General features: G+C 68.2%; 19 protein-coding genes. 10 read left to right on the top strand and 9 right to left on the bottom strand.

Annotation, left to right across the window (positions count from 1 at the left end; genetic code table 11):
• From deoA to ASE63_RS10325, 3 genes are read left to right on the top strand one after another with little or no spacing between them, the layout of a single operon-like run.
• Positions 1–1,329 carry a thymidine phosphorylase gene (deoA, locus tag ASE63_RS10335; RefSeq protein WP_056800549.1) on the top strand — a complete coding sequence of 443 codons (1,329 nt, stop codon included), beginning with the start codon at positions 1–3 and terminating at the stop codon, positions 1,327–1,329.
• Positions 1,326–2,270 carry a glyoxylate/hydroxypyruvate reductase A gene (locus ASE63_RS10330; protein ID WP_056800547.1) on the top strand — a complete coding sequence of 315 codons (945 nt, stop codon included), beginning with the start codon at positions 1,326–1,328 and terminating at the stop codon, positions 2,268–2,270. The genes deoA and ASE63_RS10330 overlap by 4 nt, the downstream gene beginning before the upstream one ends.
• A gap of 13 nt (positions 2,271–2,283) precedes the next feature.
• Positions 2,284–2,784, top strand: coding sequence for a hypothetical protein (locus tag ASE63_RS10325; RefSeq protein ID WP_056800544.1), 501 nt, complete (start codon positions 2,284–2,286; stop codon positions 2,782–2,784).
• A gap of 18 nt (positions 2,785–2,802) precedes the next feature.
• On the opposite strand, the gene nth is transcribed toward ASE63_RS10325, so the two are convergent.
• Entirely contained in the window at positions 2,803–3,504 is a 702-nt protein-coding gene (gene nth, locus ASE63_RS10320) for an endonuclease III (protein WP_082609812.1), read from the bottom strand.
• 20 nt (positions 3,505–3,524) lie between these two features.
• On the opposite strand from nth, the gene ASE63_RS10315 reads away from it, so the two are divergent.
• Positions 3,525–4,064, top strand: a complete 540-nt coding sequence (locus ASE63_RS10315) for a DUF2244 domain-containing protein (protein ID WP_056800542.1) — start codon at positions 3,525–3,527, stop codon at positions 4,062–4,064.
• A gap of 1 nt (position 4,065) precedes the next feature.
• On the opposite strand, the gene ASE63_RS10310 is transcribed toward ASE63_RS10315, so the two are convergent.
• The gene (locus ASE63_RS10310; RefSeq protein ID WP_056800540.1) at positions 4,066–4,668 is read right to left on the bottom strand and encodes a class I SAM-dependent methyltransferase; all 603 of its coding nucleotides are present in this window, start codon (positions 4,666–4,668) and stop codon (positions 4,066–4,068) included.
• Between the two features lie 129 nt (positions 4,669–4,797).
• On the opposite strand from ASE63_RS10310, the gene ASE63_RS10305 reads away from it, so the two are divergent.
• The gene (locus tag ASE63_RS10305) at positions 4,798–5,775 is read left to right on the top strand and encodes a bifunctional helix-turn-helix domain-containing protein/methylated-DNA--[protein]-cysteine S-methyltransferase (protein ID WP_244491361.1); all 978 of its coding nucleotides are present in this window, start codon (positions 4,798–4,800) and stop codon (positions 5,773–5,775) included.
• 6 nt (positions 5,776–5,781) lie between these two features.
• Here ASE63_RS10305 and ASE63_RS10300 read toward each other — a convergent pair whose 3' ends face one another.
• From ASE63_RS10300 to ASE63_RS10285, 5 genes are all read right to left on the bottom strand, one after another.
• Positions 5,782–7,488, bottom strand: a complete 1,707-nt coding sequence (locus tag ASE63_RS10300) for a hypothetical protein (protein ID WP_056800537.1) — start codon at positions 7,486–7,488, stop codon at positions 5,782–5,784.
• Between the two features lie 137 nt (positions 7,489–7,625).
• Complete coding sequence (locus ASE63_RS27895) at positions 7,626–7,889, bottom strand: proline racemase family protein (RefSeq protein WP_056800535.1); 264 nt, start codon at positions 7,887–7,889, stop codon at positions 7,626–7,628.
• Positions 7,890–8,030: 141 nt separating this feature from the next.
• Positions 8,031–8,180: a proline racemase family protein gene (locus ASE63_RS26510; RefSeq protein ID WP_082609810.1), complete on the bottom strand. Its 150-nt coding sequence runs from the start codon at positions 8,178–8,180 to the stop codon at positions 8,031–8,033.
• 62 nt (positions 8,181–8,242) lie between these two features.
• Positions 8,243–9,178, bottom strand: coding sequence for a PfkB family carbohydrate kinase (locus ASE63_RS10290; protein WP_056800532.1), 936 nt, complete (start codon positions 9,176–9,178; stop codon positions 8,243–8,245).
• Positions 9,175–10,353, bottom strand: a complete 1,179-nt coding sequence (locus ASE63_RS10285) for a fumarylacetoacetate hydrolase family protein (protein ID WP_056800529.1) — start codon at positions 10,351–10,353, stop codon at positions 9,175–9,177. Before ASE63_RS10285 ends, ASE63_RS10290 begins: the two co-directional genes overlap by 4 nt.
• Before the next feature lie 222 nt (positions 10,354–10,575).
• On the opposite strand from ASE63_RS10285, the gene ugpB reads away from it, so the two are divergent.
• The 5 genes from ugpB (at position 10,576) to ASE63_RS10260 (ending at position 15,626) form a co-directional block, all read left to right on the top strand.
• Positions 10,576–11,901, top strand: coding sequence for a sn-glycerol-3-phosphate ABC transporter substrate-binding protein UgpB (ugpB, locus tag ASE63_RS10280; protein WP_056800527.1), 1,326 nt, complete (start codon positions 10,576–10,578; stop codon positions 11,899–11,901).
• A gap of 150 nt (positions 11,902–12,051) precedes the next feature.
• Entirely contained in the window at positions 12,052–12,933 is an 882-nt protein-coding gene (gene ugpA, locus ASE63_RS10275) for a sn-glycerol-3-phosphate ABC transporter permease UgpA (protein ID WP_056800524.1), read from the top strand.
• Complete coding sequence (locus ASE63_RS10270; protein ID WP_056800522.1) at positions 12,933–13,691, top strand: creatininase family protein; 759 nt, start codon at positions 12,933–12,935, stop codon at positions 13,689–13,691. The genes ugpA and ASE63_RS10270 overlap by 1 nt, the downstream gene beginning before the upstream one ends.
• Positions 13,691–14,539 (top strand): sn-glycerol-3-phosphate ABC transporter permease UgpE, encoded by an 849-nt coding sequence (ugpE, locus tag ASE63_RS10265; protein ID WP_056800519.1) that lies wholly within the window; start codon positions 13,691–13,693, stop codon positions 14,537–14,539. The genes ASE63_RS10270 and ugpE overlap by 1 nt, the downstream gene beginning before the upstream one ends.
• Before the next feature lie 7 nt (positions 14,540–14,546).
• The gene (locus ASE63_RS10260) at positions 14,547–15,626 is read left to right on the top strand and encodes a sn-glycerol-3-phosphate import ATP-binding protein UgpC (RefSeq protein WP_056800517.1); all 1,080 of its coding nucleotides are present in this window, start codon (positions 14,547–14,549) and stop codon (positions 15,624–15,626) included.
• A 102-nt stretch (positions 15,627–15,728) separates the two neighbouring features.
• On the opposite strand, the gene ASE63_RS10255 is transcribed toward ASE63_RS10260, so the two are convergent.
• Together ASE63_RS10255 and ASE63_RS10250 are read right to left on the bottom strand one after the other, a co-directional pair.
• Positions 15,729–16,370, bottom strand: a complete 642-nt coding sequence (locus ASE63_RS10255; RefSeq protein ID WP_056800515.1) for a redoxin family protein — start codon at positions 16,368–16,370, stop codon at positions 15,729–15,731.
• Between the two features lie 50 nt (positions 16,371–16,420).
• Positions 16,421–18,583 (bottom strand): protein-disulfide reductase DsbD domain-containing protein, encoded by a 2,163-nt coding sequence (locus ASE63_RS10250; protein ID WP_082609808.1) that lies wholly within the window; start codon positions 18,581–18,583, stop codon positions 16,421–16,423.
• Positions 18,584–18,633: the final 50 nt, after the last annotated feature.

Genomic DNA, 18,633 nt, shown 5'->3' with positions numbered 1-18,633 from the left:
ATGAAGCTGACGCAGGAGATAATCGCCGCCAAGCGCGATGGCTGGGAATTGCCCGAGGCCGATATCCGCCAGATCGTCGCCGGCATCGCCGACCACAGCGTCAGCGAGGGCCAGGCAGCGGCCTTCGCCATGGCGATCTTCTTCCGCGACATGAGCGCGAAGGAGCGCGTCGCGCTGACGCTGGCCATGCGCGATTCCGGAACGGTGCTGAACTGGGATGACCTGCCGGGCCCGGCGCTCGACAAGCATTCGACCGGCGGCGTTGGCGACACGGTGAGCCTGCCGCTCGCCGCGGCGGTGGCGGCCTGCGGCGGCTATGTGCCGATGATCTCGGGCCGCGGCCTCGGCCATACCGGCGGGACGCTCGACAAGCTCGACAGCATTCCCGGCTATGTAACGCAGCCGGACAATGCACTGTTTCGCAAGGTGGTGCGTGAGCAGGGCTGCGCCATCATCGGCCAGACAGACGATCTCGCCCCGGCCGACAAACGGCTCTACGCCATCCGCGACGTCACTGCGACCGTCGAGACGATTCCGCTTCTGACCTCGTCGATCCTGTCGAAGAAGCTCGCCGCCGGATTGCACGGCCTCGTCATGGACGTGAAATACGGCTCGGGCGCCTTCCTCCCGGATTACCGCAAGGGGCTGGCGCTGGCCGATGCGCTGGTCGGCGTCGCCAATGGCGCGGGACTGCCGACGACGGCGCTGATGACCGACATGGACGAGCCGCTGGCGACGGCCGCCGGCAACGCGCTGGAAGTCACCTATGCGCTCGACCACCTCACCGGCAAGCGACGGGAGCCGCGGTTCCATGCGGTCACCGTCGCGCTCGCGGCCGAGATGCTGCTGCTCGGCCGGCTCGCCGCCGATATCGAGGACGCGACCGCGAAGATCGAGGCAGCTTTCGCCAGCGGGGCTGCGGCCGAACGCTTCGCCCGGATGATCGCAGCGCTGGGCGGGCCGGCCGACCTGCTGGAGAAGCCGGCAAAACATCTTGCCGCGGCGCCGATCGTCCGGGCTGTCCATGCCGATGCGGCCGCGATCGTCCAGAGCGTCGATACGCGCGGCGTCGGCCAGGCCGTGGTGGCGCTGGGCGGCGGGCGGACACGTCCGCAGGATCCGATCGACCCGGCCGTCGGCATCGTCGCGCTGGCGGGGGTCGGCGATACGCTCGGCCCCGACCGGCCGCTCGGCATCGTCCATGCCCGCGATGAGGACGGCTTCGAAAGGGCGAAAGCCCGCTTGCGCGAGGCCTATCGTCTGGGAGAGGGTGCGCCGGAGCGCGGCGCACTGGTCGCGGAACGCATCACGGAGAGTACGCACGCATGAGCCTGCTTCTGGCAATGACCGGCTGGCATGTCGAGGACTGGCGCGAGCGCTTCAAGGCGCTGCTGCCGGACATGCCGATCGTGATCCTGGGCGAGCCGTTCGACCGGCGCTCGGTGCATTACGTCGCGAGCTGGAAGCATCCGGAGGGCAGCCTCGCCGGCCTGCCGAACCTCGCCGCGATCTTCTCGCTCGGCGCCGGCGTCGACCATCTCTTCGCCGACACCCGCCTGCCCGAGGTGCCGATCGCGCGCGTCGTCGATCCCGATCTGACGACCCGGATGAGCGAGTACATCGTGCTGCACTGCCTGCTGCATCTGCGGCAGCAGCGCCGCTACGACAGCCAGCAGCGCCAGTCGAGCTGGGAGGACGACCGCAACCAGCCGGCCGCCCGCTCGGTGCGGGTCGGCATGATGGGGCTGGGCGAACTCGGGCAGGACGCGGCGCGCAAGCTGAAGGTCATGGGCTTCGACGTCGCCGGCTGGAGTCGCTCGCCGAAGAGCGTCGCGGGGCTCCAGACCTTCGCCGGCACCGACGGCATGGCGCCCTTTCTCGCCCGCACCGACATCCTCGTCAGCCTCCTGCCGCTGACCGACGAGACGCGCGGCACGATCGACGCCACGATGCTGGCCGGCCTGGCGCAGGACGGGCGGCTGGGCGGTCCCTTCCTGATCAATGCCGGGCGCGGCGGGCTGCAGGTCGAGGCCGACATCCTGGCAGCGCTCGATGCCGGGACCCTCAAGGGCGCAACGCTCGACGTCTTCGAGACCGAGCCGCTGCCGGTCGAATCGAAGCTCTGGACCCATCCGGCCGTGACGGTCACGCCGCATAACGCGGCAATGTCGGAGCCCGAGGCGATCGCGACGCAGATCGCGGCCCAGATCCGGCGGCTCGAGGCGGGCGAGCCGCTGGAGCACGTCGTCGATCCGGCGCGGGGCTATTGAGCCGGATCATGCGGTGAGACGCCGCCTCGGCCCGGTATTTCTCCTCGCGACCGGCCTCGCCGGCTGCAACGGCATGGCGGGGCTCGGCTTCGCCTCGGCCCAACCGGACTCGCCGGAATGGTGCGAGGCCGCGAGGGCCAGCGTCGCGGCGGGCGGCTCCGGCTCGCAGCTCTTCGCCATCGGGCGCTGTCATGAAATCGGCGTCGCCGGCTTCCCGCGGGACGAGAAGCTCTACCTATCCTACTACGCAGAAAGCGCGCGCTGGGGCGCCCCACAGGCCGCAGAGGCACTGGCGCGGCTCGGCCGGCCGGTACCGGCGAACGACCTGGAAGCCGCGGCGCAGGATCGCGCGGCGGCGCGGCGCAGGGCCGATGCGCTCGCGGCCGGTGCCAGCAGCCCGAGCCCGCCCGGACCGCCGCGGGACAATCCGTTGCCTGCATCGTCGAGCATCCGGTCGCCGCTCATCGGTGTGCCGTCGTTCTCCTTCCCCACGCTCGGCACAACCGGCCCGTGAGTCCGCTGTGACGGCGGCTTAGACCACCCGCTTGTCGGCGGAATCGCAGAGATCGACCTGGATGCAGCGGCCGCATTCGGGCCGCAGCGCCTTGCAGACATAGCGCCCGTGCAGGATGAGCCAGTGATGGGCGTGGTGGCCGAACTCGGGCGGAATCGCCTTCTCGAGGCCGAGTTCCACCTGCAGCACGTTCTTGCCCGGCGCGATGCGCAGCCGGTTCGAGACGCGGAACACGTGGGTGTCGACCGCATGGGTGATCTCGCCGAAGGCGATATTGAGGACGACATTCGCGGTCTTGCGACCGACGCCCGGCAGGCTCTCCAACGCCTCGCGCGTCGCCGGCACCTCGCCGCCGAATTCCGCGATCAGCTTGTGGCAGAGCGCGATGACGTTCTTCGCCTTGGTGCGGAACAGGCCGATCGTCTTGATGTAGTCGCGGACGGTGTCCTCGCCGAGCGCCAGCATCTTTTCCGGCGTGTCGGCGATGGCGAAGAGCGGGCGGGTGGCCTTGTTGACGCCGGCGTCGGTGGCCTGCGCCGAGAGCACGACCGCGACCAGCAGCGTGAAGGCGTTGACCGATTCGAGCTCGCCTTTCGGTTCTGGGTTCGCGGTCCGGAAGCGCGTGAAGATCTCGCGCACGCCGGCGGCGCTGCGGGCGCGCGGCTTCGTGATCCGCGCGGCGCCCGTGGGGCGGCGCAGGGGCCTGTTCTCCTGGGTCATGCGGGCGTTATAGTGGGCGCATGGACCTCGGCAAGCGCCATTCAGCGGAGCCGGACGATGCGCCGCCCGCCATAGCCGAGCGCCCGGTCTTCGACGCCACCATCACGCCGCATCGCTCGCTCGGCAAGAACGGCTTCCGCATCGTGATGACGCTGGTCTGCCTCGCCAGCGTCGCCTCCTCGATCCCCTTCGTCGTGCTCGGCGCCTGGCCGGTGGCCGGCTTCTTCGGGCTCGACGTGATCGCGCTGTTCATCGCCTTCCACGTCAATTTCCGCCATGCCCGCGCCTTCGAGCGCATCGTCGTGACACCGCTCGAAGTGCTGCTGCGGAAGGTGACGCATCAGGGGCGCGAGGCTGTCTGGCGCTCCAACCCCGCCTGGACCAAGCTGGAACGCCAGCAGGACGAGGATTACGGGCTGCTGGGGCTGAATCTGGTCTCGCGCGGACGCAGCGTCACGGTGGCGAGCGCCCTGTCGCCCGGCGAGCGCGAGGGGTTTGCCGAGGCGCTCGGCACGGCGCTGGCCAAGGCACGGCGCGGGGCAGATTACGAGACGGCTTAGGTCAGCGAAGCCGGGCGAGCCAGACAGTGTGGCCGCCGCAGGCCGGGTCCTCCGCCAGATGCTGCACGACCTCGAAGCCGTTTTCGGCGAGCAACGTCCGGTATTCCTCCGGCGCCAGGCTGCCGTGATAGAGTGGCTCGCCCTCGAAGGTACCGATTGCCTCGCCGTGAGTGGGACCGCTGGTGAATATCAGGGCGGCGCCTTCGGCGGCGTGAGCCCGGAAGAGCGCGAACATGCCGCGCTGATCCTCCGGCGTGAGATGAAAGAATGAGTCCCAGGCGATCAACCCGTCGAAGCGGCGCCCCAGCGCAAGGGCGCGCATATCGGCGACCTGCCAGTCGCTGTCCGGGAAACGGGCGCGGCAGAGGCCGATCAGCTTGGGCGACGAATCGATGCCCGAGACGGAAAAGCCCCTGTCGATGAAATAGCGCGCGATCGGCTCGCCCGAGCCGCAGCCGATATCGAGGATCGCGGCGCCGGGAGGCAGGCAAGAGGCGAAGCGTTCAAGCCAGCGCGCCTCGAACAGCGTCCTGCCGCGCGCCGCATCGAAGGCGTCGGCGTGCCGCTCGTAGAGACTGACGATCTCGCTTGCCAGTTTCGACATGGGCGCTCCGGGTTCGCTTGCAGAGCCATGGTCTGCGGGAATTCGACCGGGATTGCCAGCTTTCGGGTGGAGAAGAGCCGCCGGCCCGCCTAGTTTCGCTGCATGATCGATAGTGAGAGAGTGACAACGATGACCGCTCACATCCAGAAGCTCGGCCTGATGAGGCCGACCCGTTTTTCGGACGCCGTTCTCGCCCGCGCCACGCGGGCGGTTCCGGCGGCAGCCGATTTTCCGTCCGTCGCGCCGGGGTCGGACTATGACACGGTGCGGCGCATCCTCGCCTACATCACCGAGAACTGGCGGGCGCAGCCGACGATCGAGGCGATCGCGGATGCCGCCGGCGCGACGCCGACGGACGTCCATCACCTGTTCCGGCGCTGGTGCGGCCTGACGCCGAAGGCCTTCCTGCAGGCGATCACGCTCGACCACGCCAAGGGGCTGCTCGGTGCCTCGGCCAGCGTGCTCGACACGGCGCTGGAGGTCGGGCTGTCCGGCCCCGGGCGCCTGCACGACCTCTTCGTCACGCATGAGGCGATGTCGCCGGGCGAATGGAAGGCGGGCGGCGGGGGCCTTTCCCTCTCCTACGGCTTCCATGCCTCCCCCTTCGGCGAGGCGCTGATCGTGACGACGGAGCGCGGCCTCGCCGGGCTCGGCTGGGTTTCGGACGGGCTCGATGGCGGCAAGGTCGTCGGCGGGCGGGCCGAGGCGCTGGCCGACATGATGCGGCGCTGGCCTCATGCCGATTACCGCTACGACCCGCAGGCGACCGCACCCTATGCCGCACGCGTCTTCGACCCGAAGGCGTGGGCGGCCGAAACGCCGCTGCGCGTCGTGCTGATCGGCACGGATTTCGAGGTTCGGGTCTGGGAGACGCTGCTGCGCATCCCGGTCGGGCGCGCAACGACCTATGGCGACGTCGCCTGCCACATCGGCAAGCCGACCGCATCGCGGGCCGTCGGCATGGCGGTGGGCAAGAACCCGATCTCCTTCGTGGTGCCGTGCCACCGCGTCATCGGTAAGTCCGGCGCGCTCACCGGCTATCACTGGGGCCTGACGCGCAAGCGCGCGATCCTCGGCTGGGAAGCCGGGCAGACGGCGGCGGGCTGAGGGGGCTCAGTCGCTCAGATACATGTCCCAACAGGGCGAGAGCGGCACCAGATTGCGGCCGCGCAGGGCTTCGGCGAAATGCTCGCGCAAGGCTTCGCGCGCCGTAGTCGGCGGGCATTTCGGGACGAGGATGGCGTCGGTGCGGCCGAGCTCAGCGAGCGCATCGGCGTCCAGAGCCGGGGTGCTCCGCCCCGGATCCATGCCGATTGGCACGAGGCGCGGCGGCGTCCGGTCGAGCAGCCGGTTAAACGGATCGGTGAAATCCAGTGTCAGGAAGCCGTTGAGCCGGCGGCCGTTCGCGGCCTCCCAGGCGCGGATCGCAGCCAGCCCCTGCCGGACATCCAGCAGCCAGGCAGCCTGATAATCGATCTCCGAATAGAGGATGTAGGAGGGCAGCAGGCCGCGCCGGACGAGATCGCGATAGGCGGCCGGCTGCGTCGCGTAATGCTCCAGCATCCCGGCCGCGCGCGCCGCGATGTCCGCCTTCACGCTGACCCGGCCGAGCGGACCGAGTTCGGGAACCGGGAGCGGGACCTGGCCCGCGGCCCCCAGAGCGGCGCGCGCGCTGCGCTCGACGAAGATCACCGTGCTGGGCAGCGCGACCGCCAGCGCGAGGACCAGCACCACCGGCCTGAGCGGCTCCTGGCGCAGGCGCCAGTCGCGGAGAATCACCAGCAGGACGGGCCAGAGGCCGATATATTCGAGCGAGCCCGTGTTCTGCGTCTCGAAGAAGGTCAGCGCGAACAGGCAGGCAGCGAGCCAGCCGAGCGGCGAGGCCAAAAGGCGGCGCAGACCCGCGAGCGAGAGCGTCACGCCCTCGCGCCCGGCGGCGAGTGCCAGCATGCCGAGCAGCAGCAGGCAGGGGCCGACGACGTTGAACTTGACGGATGCGACGGTGACGAAGCGCGGCAGCAGCGTGCCGGTGTTCAGGCCGAGCAAAGCGAGGATGTCAGCGATGTAGGCGCGCACCAGCCCCGTCGCGAGATCGAGAGCGCCGAGGGCCGCGATCACTATCCCAGCCGCTGCCAGCGCATCGCGCAGGCGCAGGCGCCCGGCGAGGATCGCATAGCCGACCAGCATGGTCCCCGTCACCGCGCCGGTGACCTTGACCAGGAAGAGCGTCAGCATCAGCGCCGCCACCAGCCCGATCGCCCAACGCCGGTCCTGCACGAACAGCAGCGTCGCGATCAGCAGATAGAGCAGCAGCGCGACATGGCGGTTGTAATGCCCGTAGCCGTCGAAGCCGGGGACGGGATAGAGCCCGTGCAGGTTGATCGGCAGCGAGGCGAAGAGCAGGAAGGGCAGCAGCAGCGCCAAAGCGAGCGGCCGCGAACGGGCGCCGAGATGCGCGCAGAGCAGCCAAGCCGCGGGCAGTAGCACCGGCAGCAAGGCCCAGTTGGCAAGCAGCATCGGCTGGGCGCGCGGAAAAAGTCGGTCCAGCAGCGCCGCGCCGTAATAGCCCAGCGGCCCGACGGGCGCGAAGAAATCGATATTCGGAACCTGGCCGACACCGATGCGCTGGATCGCGTCAAGATAGATCACCGTGTCCCAGGCATTCGGGCCGAGCGGCAGGCGCAGCGGCAGGCTGAGCGCAGCGGCGGCAACGAGCGCGAAGGCGACGATCCAGATGCCGGGCGTTGCCACAAGACCGATCAGCCGAGAGGAGAACCGCTGCGCGCCAGCCGGCCGCGCACCGAGATTTCCGACCGACATATCCGCACTCCTGCCGCCTGATGACGCGCGACAGCATGGCCGATAAACATTACCCGAAGCCTGCGCCAATCCGCGAAAGGCCGGGATTCCGGCCGGCGCATCCAGGGCATTCGCAGAAATCGGTTTCCCGGACGGGGTTAACCGCGCCCAATCTCGGAGAAGCGCGACGGCAGCGAGAGCCTATGGCCGAGCGGATCGTCGGCTTCGATCGTGCCATAGAGGAAGCCGAGATCGGGTTCGCTCGGATGAGCGATCGGCAGCGTCGCGCGGACGCGGTCGGTCAGCGCAGCCGCCGCCTCGGTCAGTTCGGCCGCCGGCGTCTCGAACAGGTCGAGCCCGAAGCGCGAGGCCGGCAGGACGCAGTAGAAGGCGCCACCAGGCGATGTCGGTGGTGACGGCACCGAAGCCCGGTACCTCGATGACGAGATAGCGGCGGTAGACGAAGGCCGGCACGCTCTCGAAGGTCACGCATTCGACCTTGCCGCCGCCCACCGCGCATTCGAGCCGCAGCAGGCCGCAGGGAGCCCCGATGGCAAAGCGCGTCACCGGCTCGACGGCAGGAACAGCCCATGCTCGATGGCATAGCGGCCGAGCGCGATGGTTGCGTGGCCGCACATGGTCGAATAGCCCTCGTTATGGGTGAAGAGCACGCCGAAAGCCGCCTCCGGATGCGTCGCCGCGACCGGAATCACGCCCTACATGCCGGCATGGCCGCGCAGGTAGGACAGGCGCATCGTTCCTCCGGCCAACTTGGTCATGCTTGGTCGGCTCGTCGGCGCGGCGGATCGCAGCCGGGTCTGGTGCAGCTATCGGCCGCGACCGCGCAGGCAAATGCCAGCGCGACCTGGATATCGTCGGCGGTAACGCCGTCGAAGCCGCGTCCGAGCCTGCCGCGCGCCGCCAGGACCGCGAGAAAGCCGCCGATGAAGGCGTCGCCAGCGCCGACCGTGTCGGCCACCATTGCTGACGGCGCGAGTACGGCGATAGCCTCCTGCGTCCCATGGCACGTCGCGCCGCCCGCCCCTCGCGTCACCAGCACCAAACTTGCGCCGAGACCGTGCCAGCGCCGTGCGACCGCCTCGGCCGGTTCGCCCGGATGCAGCCAGCCGAGATCGTCGAGGCTCGCCTTGACGATCTCGGACTGCGCGATGCGCGCCTCGATTGCGGTCAGGGCAATCCCGCGCTCCGGCAGCGCCGAGGCGCGGATGTTGATGTCATAGCTGACCGTCGCGCCCGCAGCACTTGCGCTCGCCGCCAGTTCCGCCACGGCCTCGCCGGACGGGCCGACCGTGGCGCCGAAGGAGGCCGCATGGAGATGGACCATCCCCGGCGGCATCCGGCGCGGCGTGCCCGCAGCCTCGGCATGGGCCGTCCCATCGAGATGCAGGGCGAACTCCGGCACGCCGCCGGTCGCCAGCGGCGAGACGATGGCGACCGCCGTCGGCCTGGCGCTATCGTGGATCAGCGCCGTGCCGATGCCTTCCGCCACAAGGGCCGCGCGAAAGCGACGGCCGAGCGCATCGGTCGAGAGCGCGCCGGCATAGGCCGGCTTCGCGCCGAAACGGGCGAGCGACAGCGCGGCGTTGAAGCCGGATCCGCCCAGCACGGCCTCGTAATGACGCCCTTCGGCGTCACGCGGGATGAAATCGCCGATCGCCTCGCCGACGACGAGGATATCGGCTGCGCTCACAGCAGGCCGCGCTTCGCCAGGCTGCGCATCAGATGCGAGGCGCCGAAGGTCCAGGGCTCGCATTCGGAGGTCGAGCGCATGCGGTTGACCAGCGCCCCGAGCTCGGGCGCGGCGATGGTGACGATGTCCCCGTATTTATGGGTGAAGCCGCCGCCCGGCGTATCGCGATCCTCGATCGGCGCGAACATGGTGCCGAGATAGAGCGCAGCCCCGTCCGGATACTGGTGATGCGGGCCCAGCATCTGGGCCGCGAGATCGGCTGGGTCGCGGCTGATCTTGGCGATCGAGGAAGAGCCCTTCAGCGTGAATCCGTCCTCGCCCTCGACCGTCAGCGTTACCGTGGTGTTGCGGACATGGTCGAGGGTGAAGCCGCCGTCGAACAGGCGGATGAAGGGGCCCACCGTCGCGGCCGCGTTGTTGTCCTTGGCCTTGCCGAGCAGAAGCGCCGAGCGGCCCTCGACATCGCGGAGATTGACGTCGTTGCCGAGCGTGGCGCCGACGATGCGGCCGTCCGAGGCCACGATCAGAACGACTTCCGGCTCCGGATTGTTCCAGGTCGAGGCCGGGTGCAGCCCGGCGTCGAAGCCGGTGCCGACCGTCGACATCGGCGGCGCCTTCGTGAAGATCTCCGCGTCGGGGCCGATGCCAACCTCGAGATACTGGCTCCAGGCGCCCTGCTTGATCAGCACCTCCTTGAGGTGCATCGCCTCGGGCGAGCCGGGCTTGAGCTTGGAGAGATCGTCGCCGATCAGCTTGCCGATCTCCTCGCGGATCGTCGCGGCGGCGGCCGGGTTGCCCCGCGCCTTCTCCTCGATGACGCGCTCCAGCATCGAGACGGCGAAGGTGACGCCGGCCGCCTTCACCGCCTGGAGGTCGAGCGGTGACAGCAGCCAGGGCTTGCCGGCGTCACGGGCATCGACAGGTGTGTTGGCGAGGATCTCCGCGAGCGGCCCGACCGGCTCACCTTGCGCCGCGCGCAACGCCGTGGCCGGATGCTGCGCCTCGCAGAGGTCGCGGCTGGTCGGGAAGGCCCGCGTGACATCGACGAGCATGCCGTCCCGCAGCGTCACGACCGAAGGCCCGGCGAGATCAGGCCGCCAGACGCGGCCGAGCAGCGTCGCTGCGGCGGCATCCTTCGGCAGGGTCTGGTCGGGCGTCAACGAAAAGCGCGGCATGGTCGTGTTCCGGATCCTTCAGGGTATCGATGGGGGAGGAGAACAGCCGCTTCCGGGCGAATGCGCAAGCATGATGTGAATGCGGCTCAGCCGAAAGTCGCGCCCACGCGCCGCTTGTGTCTGTCATGATTTTGTCATTGAACCGTCGCCCGGCCTTCATGCTAGCTTGCGCACCAACAAGAAGAGCCGCCCGAGCAGACCGAGGGCGGAAGGGAGATGAAGATGACAGTGAAATCCCGCATCCTGATGTCCGTGGCGGCCTTCGCCCTTGCCGGCGCCGCGCCCGCTTTGGCCCAGACCGAAATCCAGTGGTGGCATGCGCTGACCGGCGCCAACAACGACGTCGTCGTGAAGCTGGCCGAGGACTTCAACGCCTCGCAGAAGGACTACAAGGTCGTCGTCGCCTATAAGGGCTCCTATCCCGACACACTGAACGCCGGCATCGCCGCGTTCCGCGCCGGCACCGCGCCGCATATCCTGCAGGTCTTCGAGGTCGGCACCGGCACGATGATGTCGGCCAAGGGCGCGATCAAGCCCGTGCACGAGCTGATGAAGGACGCCGGCGAGACCTTCGACCCGAAGGCCTATCTGCCCGCCATCACCGGCTATTATTCGACGGCCAAGGGCGAGATGCTCTCGATGCCGTTCAACTCGTCCTCGATGGTGATGTGGTACAACAAGGACGCCTTCAAGAAGGCGGGCCTGAACCCCGACGCTCCGCCGAAGACCTGGCCCGAGGTTTTTGAAGCCGGCAGGAAGCTGAAGGCCGCCGGCTTCGACAAATGCGGTTTCACCAATGCCTGGGCGCCCTGGGCGAACATCGAGCAGTTCGGCGCCTGGCACAACATCCCGCTCTCGACCAAGGTCAACGGCATGGACGGCTTCGACGCCGTGCTGAACTTCAACGAGAACCCGACCTTCCTGAAGCACTGGACCAATCTGGCCGAGCTGCAGAAGGAAGGCGTCTACAGCTATTCCGGCCGCACCAACACCGGCGAAGGTCGCTTCACCTCGGGCGAATGCCCGATCATGCTGACCTCCTCGGGCTTCTTCGGCAACGTCCGCGCCAATGCCAAGTTCGACTGGGCCAACGCGCCGATGCCGTATTATCCCGACGTCGCGGGCGCGCCGCAGAACTCGATCATCGGCGGCGCCTCGCTGTGGGTGATGGGCGGCAAGAAGCCCGACGAATACAAGGGCGTCGCCAAGTTCTTCACCTTCCTGTCGAATGTCGACCGCCAGGTGAAGCTGCACACCGAATCGGGCTATCTGCCGATCACCAAGGCCGCCTATGAGAAGGTCAAGGCCTCGGGCTTCTACAAGGACAAGCCCTATCTCGAGACGCCGATCCTCGAACTCACCAACAAGGAGCCGACGGACGCTTCGAAGGGCCTGCGCTATGGCAGCCTCGTGCAGATCCGCGACATCTGGTCCGAGGAGCTGGAAGCGACGCTGAACGGCCAGAAGTCGCCGAAGGCGGCGCTGGACGCGGCGGCCGAGCGCGGCAACCAGATGCTACGCCAGTTCGAGCGGACGGCTTCGCGCTGATTTGCGCTGAGTTGACGTAACACACCACGCTGCGTCATCCCGGGCGCAGCGAAGCGAAGACCCGGGATCCATGCCGGAACGGTTCAGGCATGGATCCCGGGTCTCCCTGCGGTCGCCCGGGACGACGGCGGCGTGAACTAAAGCGATCTGATGCAGAAGAACGCCTATTTCCACGGCCTGACGGTCCCGCTGATGCTGCTCCTGCCGCAGCTGGCCATCACCATCGTGTTCTTCTACTGGCCGGCGAGCCAGGCCGTCTGGCAGTCCTTCCTGCTGGAAGACGCCTTCGGCACCTCGACGCAGTTCGTCTGGTTCGAGAACTACACCACGCTCTTCGCCGATCCGGGCTATCTGCGCGCCTTCATCAATACGGCGATCTTCTCGACCTTCGTCTGCGTGTTCTCGCTGTCGCTGGCGCTGCTCTTCGCGGTGATGGCAGACCGGCAGATCCGCGGCGCCGAAGCCTACAAGACCCTGCTGATCTGGCCCTATGCGGTGGCGCCTGCAGTCGCCGGCGTGCTCTGGATCTTCATGTTCGACCCGTCGCTCGGCATGCTGGCGCGCGGGCTGCAGTCTCTCGGCATCGCCTGGAACCCGCGCCTCAACGGCAACGATGCGATGCTGCTGGTGATCATGGCCGCGACCTGGAAGCAGATCAGCTACAATTTCCTGTTCTTCCTCGCCGGCCTCCAGTCGATTCCCAAGAGCGTGATCGAGGCCGCCGTGATCGACGGCGCGCGGCCGGTGCGGCGCTTCTGGACGATCGTCTTCCCGCTGCTCTCGCCGACGACCTTCTTCCTGCTCGTCGTCAACATCGTCTACGTGTTCTTCGACACCTTCGGCATCATCGACACGATGACCGGGGGCGGCCCCTCGGGGGCGACCGAGACGCTGGTCTACAAGGTCTATTCCGACGGCAAGGGCGGCTCCAATCTCGGCGGCTCGGCGGCGCAGTCGGTCGTGCTGCTGGTGATGGTCATCGCGATGACGGCGATCCAGTTCCGCTTCATCGAACGCAGGGTCAGCTACTGATGACGTCGGTTCTCTGGCAGGAACTCACCGCCGAGGAGTTGCGGAGCAAGGCGGCCGGCGATGCGCTCGTCGTGTTGCCCGTCGCCTCGATGGAGCAGCACGGACCGCATCTGGCGGTCGGCGTCGACACTGTGCTGTGCGGCGCCGTCTGCAAGCTGGCGGCCGAGAAGGCGCGCGACCGCGAGATCGTGGTGGCGCCGACGCTGTGGTGCGGCATGGCCGAGCACCACATGGCCTTCGGCGGCACCTTCACCTTCGACATCCCGACCTATCGCGCCGTGCTGCTGGCCCTGCTCAAGAGCATCGAGCGCCACGGCTTCCACCGCGTCGTGATCGTCAACGGGCATGGCGGCAACATCGCCGCGCTCACCGCCTTCCTGCCCGACTTCGCCCGCGAGACGACGCTGCGCGTCACCGCCACGACCTATTTCATGCTGGCCCGGGACGGGATGGCGCCGTTCATGGAGGACCAGACCGGCGTGCAGCATGCCTGCGAGGTCGAGACCTCGATGATGCTGGCGATCGCGCCCGATCTCGTCCGCGGCGACCGGCTGCCGGAGGCGTTCGGCCTGGCCGATTCCGATCCCGTCGCGGCGATGGACCCGAACGTCAATCGCTACAGCACGTTTCGCGACAGGACCGAGACCGGCGTGATCGGCGATGCCCGCCGGGCGAGCGCCGGGAAGGGCCGCGACTTCATAGAGGCCTCGGCCGAGGCGCTGGCGGCATTGCTGCGTGACGGCGGAGGGCTGCGCTGATGGTCGAGGACCGCCGCCTGGGCGACGCGATCGCCTATGTCATCCTGACGATCGGCGTGCTGATCGTCGCCTTCCCGGTCTGGCTGACCTTCGTCGCCTCGACCTGGGATGCCGCGACCATCATCAACGGCAAGCTTCCGCTCTATCCGGGCCCGTATTTCTTCGAGAACTACAACCGCATCCTGTTCATCGGAACCTCGAGCACCACGCGCGAGCCGGTGCTCGGCATGATGCTGAACTCCTTCATCATGGCGATGGCGATCGCGCTCGGGAAGATCTTCATCTCGGTGCTCTCGGCCTATGCGGTGGTGTATTACCGCTTCCCGTTCCGGATGGCGGCGTTCTGGATCATCTTCGTGACGCTGATGCTGCCCGTCGAGGTCCGCATCTTCCCGACCTTCAAGGTCGTCTCCGACCTCGGCATGCTCGACACCTATCAGGGCCTCGCCGTGCCGCTGATCGCCTCCGCGACGGGAACGCTGCTGTTCCGCCAGTTCTTCATGACGATCCCCGACGAGTTGCTGGAGGCCTCGAAGATCGACGGCGCCAGCGCGTTCAAATTCTTCAAGGACACGGTCGTCCCGCTCTCGATCACCACGATCGCGGCATTGTTCGTGATCCAGTTCATCTATGGCTGGAACCAGTATCTCTGGCCGCTGCTGGTGACGACGAAGGACTCGATGCAGACCATCGTCATCGCCATCAAGAAGATGATCGTGACCTCCGACGCGCTCACCGAATGGCAGCTCGCCATGGCCACCGCCATGCTGGCGATGCTGCCGCCGGTGCTCGTCGTCATCCTGATGCAGAGGCTCTTCGTGAAGGGCCTGGTCGAAACCGAGAAATAATTCGCCGATGGCCCAGGTCACCCTCACCAACGTCAAGAAGATCTATCCCGGCGGCGTCGAGGCCGTTAAGGGCGTGTCCTTCGACATTCCCGACGGCGGGTTCTGCGTGCTGGTCGGCCCGTCCGGCTGCGGCAAGTCCACCCTGCTGCGCATGGTCGCCGGGCTCGAGACGATCTCGGCCGGCGAGGTCTCGATCGGGGACCGCGTCGTCAACCAGATCGGCCCGGCCGACCGCGACATCGCCATGGTGTTCCAGAACTACGCGCTCTATCCGCATTTCAGCGTCTACGACAACATGGCCTATGGCCTGCGCAACCGCGGCACGCCCAAGGACGAGATCGACAAGCGCGTGAAGGAAGCCGCGCGCATCCTCGCGATCGAGGGGCTGCTGGAGCGGCGACCGCGCCAGCTCTCGGGCGGCCAGCGCCAGCGCGTCGCCATGGGCCGCGCCATCGTGCGCAAGCCACAAGTCTTCCTGTTCGACGAGCCGCTCTCGAACCTCGACGCAAAACTCCGCGTGCAGATGCGCGTCGAGATCAAGAAGCTGCAGCGGGCGCTCGGCGTTACCTCGATCTACGTCACGCATGACCAGGTCGAGGCGATGACGCTGTCGGACAAGCTCGTGGTGATGAATGGCGGCCAGATCGAGCAGATCGGCGTGCCGGCCGAGGTCTACAGGAAGCCGGCGAGCCCCTTCGTGGCGACCTTCATCGGCTCGCCGCCGATGAACCTGCTGCCCGGCACGATCGACGGCCCCGGTATCGTGGCGCTGGGCGACGCCATCCTGGAGGCACGCGACCTGCGCCAGGATCTTCCCGCCCAGCTGCCCGTCGAGGTCGGCCTGCGGCCGGAAGACATCGAGATCGTCTCCGAGGGAGAGGCGGGCTCGCTGCCCTTCGACGTCGAGTTCATCGAGGAACTGGGGGCGACGCAGCTCTTCCACGGCCAGCTCGCCGGCAAGCCCTTCGTGATGCAGACGGCGACCGATGCGGTCTCGGCCCAGGCGGGCCGGATCTGGATCACCGTCGACCCCGACCGCGTGCATGTGTTCGACATGAAGACAGGCGTAAGGCTCGGACGGGTGTGAGCGTCAATCTCGGGCGGAGTGAAGCTCCAGCCCGAGAATCTCCTCAGATGGCCAGGCACGTCATGGTCGGGTCAAGCCCGACCATGACGACCTCTCGGGGCCTCAGCTCAACGGCGCATACTTCACCGCGCAACCATAGGCCTTGGTGCTCGCCTCGGACACCGGCTTGCCGGCCTTGATTTCGGCCATGGCCTGCCGGACATAGCTCTTGGCGCCGTTCAGGCTGGACGCGCTGGCGGACGGCTTGTCGTCTATCGCGCCCATATAGGCGAGCGTGCCCTTCTGATCGATGACGTACATGTGCGGCGTCGTGGTCGCGCCATAGGCGCGGGCCATCCTGCTGTTCGGGTCGAGCAGCACGGCGGCTGGTGCGGCATCGCGGCTGGCCGTCAGCTCCTTGGCCTTGGCGCCGTCGACATGGCCCTGCTCGCCGACCGGCGACGAGACGACCGAGAGCCAGACCACGCCGTCCTTGGCCATGTCCTTCTGCAGGTTCTGCATGGTGGCGCTGTTGTAGTGCTTCCGCACATAGGGACAATCATGGTTGGTCCATTCCAGGATCACCGTCTTGCCGGCGAATTCGGAGAGCTGGCGTGGCTTGCCGTCGGCATCCACAGCCTCGAAGGCCGGGGCGGGAGCGCCGATCTTGGCGGCGGGCTGGGCCAGGGCCGATCCGGCTGCGAGCGAGAAACCAGCAATGGCGAGGCCGGCGATGAAAGTCTGGCGGGTCAGATTGGCTTTCACGTCTGTCTCCTGTCGTTAGGCGGTCTTCGGTGGTGAACGGTTAGTCCGGGCTAGCGCGAGGCGGTCCTGGCCTCCTTGGCGGCGGCACGGCGGGCGGCCTGAACCATCATGTCCGCCGTCAGCAGCTGCGGCAGCACCTCGGCCGGAGCCCCCTTCGTGCCCGGATAGAACAGATAGAGCGGCACGCCGGCGCGGCCTTGCTCGGCCAGCGCCTGGGCGATCTGGCTGTCGCGGTTGGTCCAGTCAGCCTTGAGATAGGCGACGTTCAGCGCGGCAAAGGCGTCCGTCACCTCCTGGCGCGAGAGGGCGACGCGCTCATTCGCAAGGCAGGTGATGCACCAGGCGGCGGTGAAGTTGACGAAGACCGGCCGCCCCTCCGCCTGCAGCGCGGCGACACGCTCGGGCGACCAGGCCTGAATGCCGCCGGCCTGCGCCTGCGTCGTCGTAGCAGCGGGTACCGCGTTCTGAAGGACGAACCAGCCGGCACCGAAGGCGACGAGCACCGACAACGCCGAGGAAACGAGCCGGCCCCGCCCCGTGCCGCGCATCACGCCGACGAGCCAGACGATGAAGCCAGCGGCGAGCACCGCGGCGAGCGCAGCCAGCACGCCGCCTGGACCCGCCTGCACGGAGGCGACCCAGATCAGCCAGATCGCGGTGGCGAACATCGGGAAAGCGAAGGCCTGCTTCAGGATCAGCATCCAGCGGCCGGGCTTGGGCAGCAGGCGCAGCAGGCCGGGCGCGAGGGAGAGTGCCACCACCGGCAGCGCGAAGCCGAGCGCCAGCGCCAGGAAGATCGCGAGCGCCAGCGCCGGAGGCTGCGTCACCGCATAGCCCATCGCCGCGCCCATGAAGGGCGCCGTGCAAGGCGTTGCGACGATCACCGCCAGCGCACCGGTCATGAAGGCGCCGAGGCGGCCGCCACGGCTGGCGAGGCCATGGCCGACACCGGCGGCCGACGTCCCGATCTCGAAGGCGCCGAGCAGGTTGAGGCCGATCAGCGTCATCACCACTGCCAAGGCGATCACCAGCGGCGGCGACTGCAACTGGAAGCCCCAGCCGACGCTGGAGCCGAGGCCGGCCAGCGTCACCACGATGCCGGCGAGGACCATGAAGGTCGCGAGCACGCCAGCCAGGAAGAGCAGGCCCTGCTCGCGGACCTCGGACCGGCCGGCCTGGGCGAGCTGGGCGAAGCCGAGCGCCTTGATGAAGAGCACCGGCAGCACGCAGGGCATCAGATTGAGGATCAGGCCGCCGGCGAAGGCAAAAACCAGCGCGGCCCAGAATGTCAGCCCTGCGCCTTCAACCGGGAGCGGGATCGTCGCGACCGCAGGCGCAGCCGCTTGTGCCGGCGCGGCAGCGGCCAGGGCCGGATCGACCGCGGCGACAAAGGCGAGCGCTCGCATGGCGCCGCCTTCGCTGTAGGTCAGCACGCCCTCGACCTCGGCGCTCTCGACCTTGAAGGCGCTCGAGCGTGCGAGCCGCAGCACCGTGCCGTCGGCCCCGGCCGAAGCGGCCTGCACTGAGGCATGGTCGATCAGCGTGTCCGACACCGGGAAGAAGCGAAGGTCGGCCGGGGCGGTCGTGAGGCCGGGCAGCGCCAGCACCAGCCCTTCGCCATCGGCGGCGATCCGGCCCTTGAAGCCGGCAGGCGTCGGCAATGCGGCGCGGGCGGCCTCGATGCGCACCTGCGCCGCCTCGTCGACGACGGCCTCGGCTGCGACGGGCAAGTCGAGCGTGAAGGCGCCCTCCTCGGGAATGCAGATCTTCTCGCAGACCAGCCATGTCGCATCCGCTTTCAGGGTCAGGCGCTCGCCCGGTTTCGCATCCTGCGGCACCGCGATCTCGACCGGCAGCAGCACGGTGCCCTCGAAGCCGAAATTGACCAGCGGCTCGACGGGAATCGCCTTCGGCGCCGGCCACTGGATGGTTTCGGCCGTCGCGCCCTGCGAGAGGGTCCAGGCGATCTGGGTCGCCTCGCCGGAATCGCCCGGATTGCGCCAATAGGTGTGCCAGCCCGGCGCGATCTTCTGGACGAGAGCGACCTGGAAGCGCTCCCCGGGAGCGACCGCATCGCGGCTGGAAAGCAGCGTCGCTGCGACACGCGGCGTGGTGACGGCGGTGGATTCGGCAGCCCAGGACAGCCCCGGCGCAACCAGCGCCATCGCTAGCACCGCCTGGCGCCAAAAACGTCCCGTCGGGGTCGAAGCCATCGTCTCGTCGCCTTCCTCTCGGCTCGGTCTCAGCCGAGCAGATGCCCTAT

The organism is Allobosea sp. Root381 (assembly GCF_001429395.1).
GTDB lineage: Bacteria > Pseudomonadota > Alphaproteobacteria > Rhizobiales > Beijerinckiaceae > Allobosea.
This window is presented reverse-complemented; position numbering and strand designations above follow the sequence as displayed.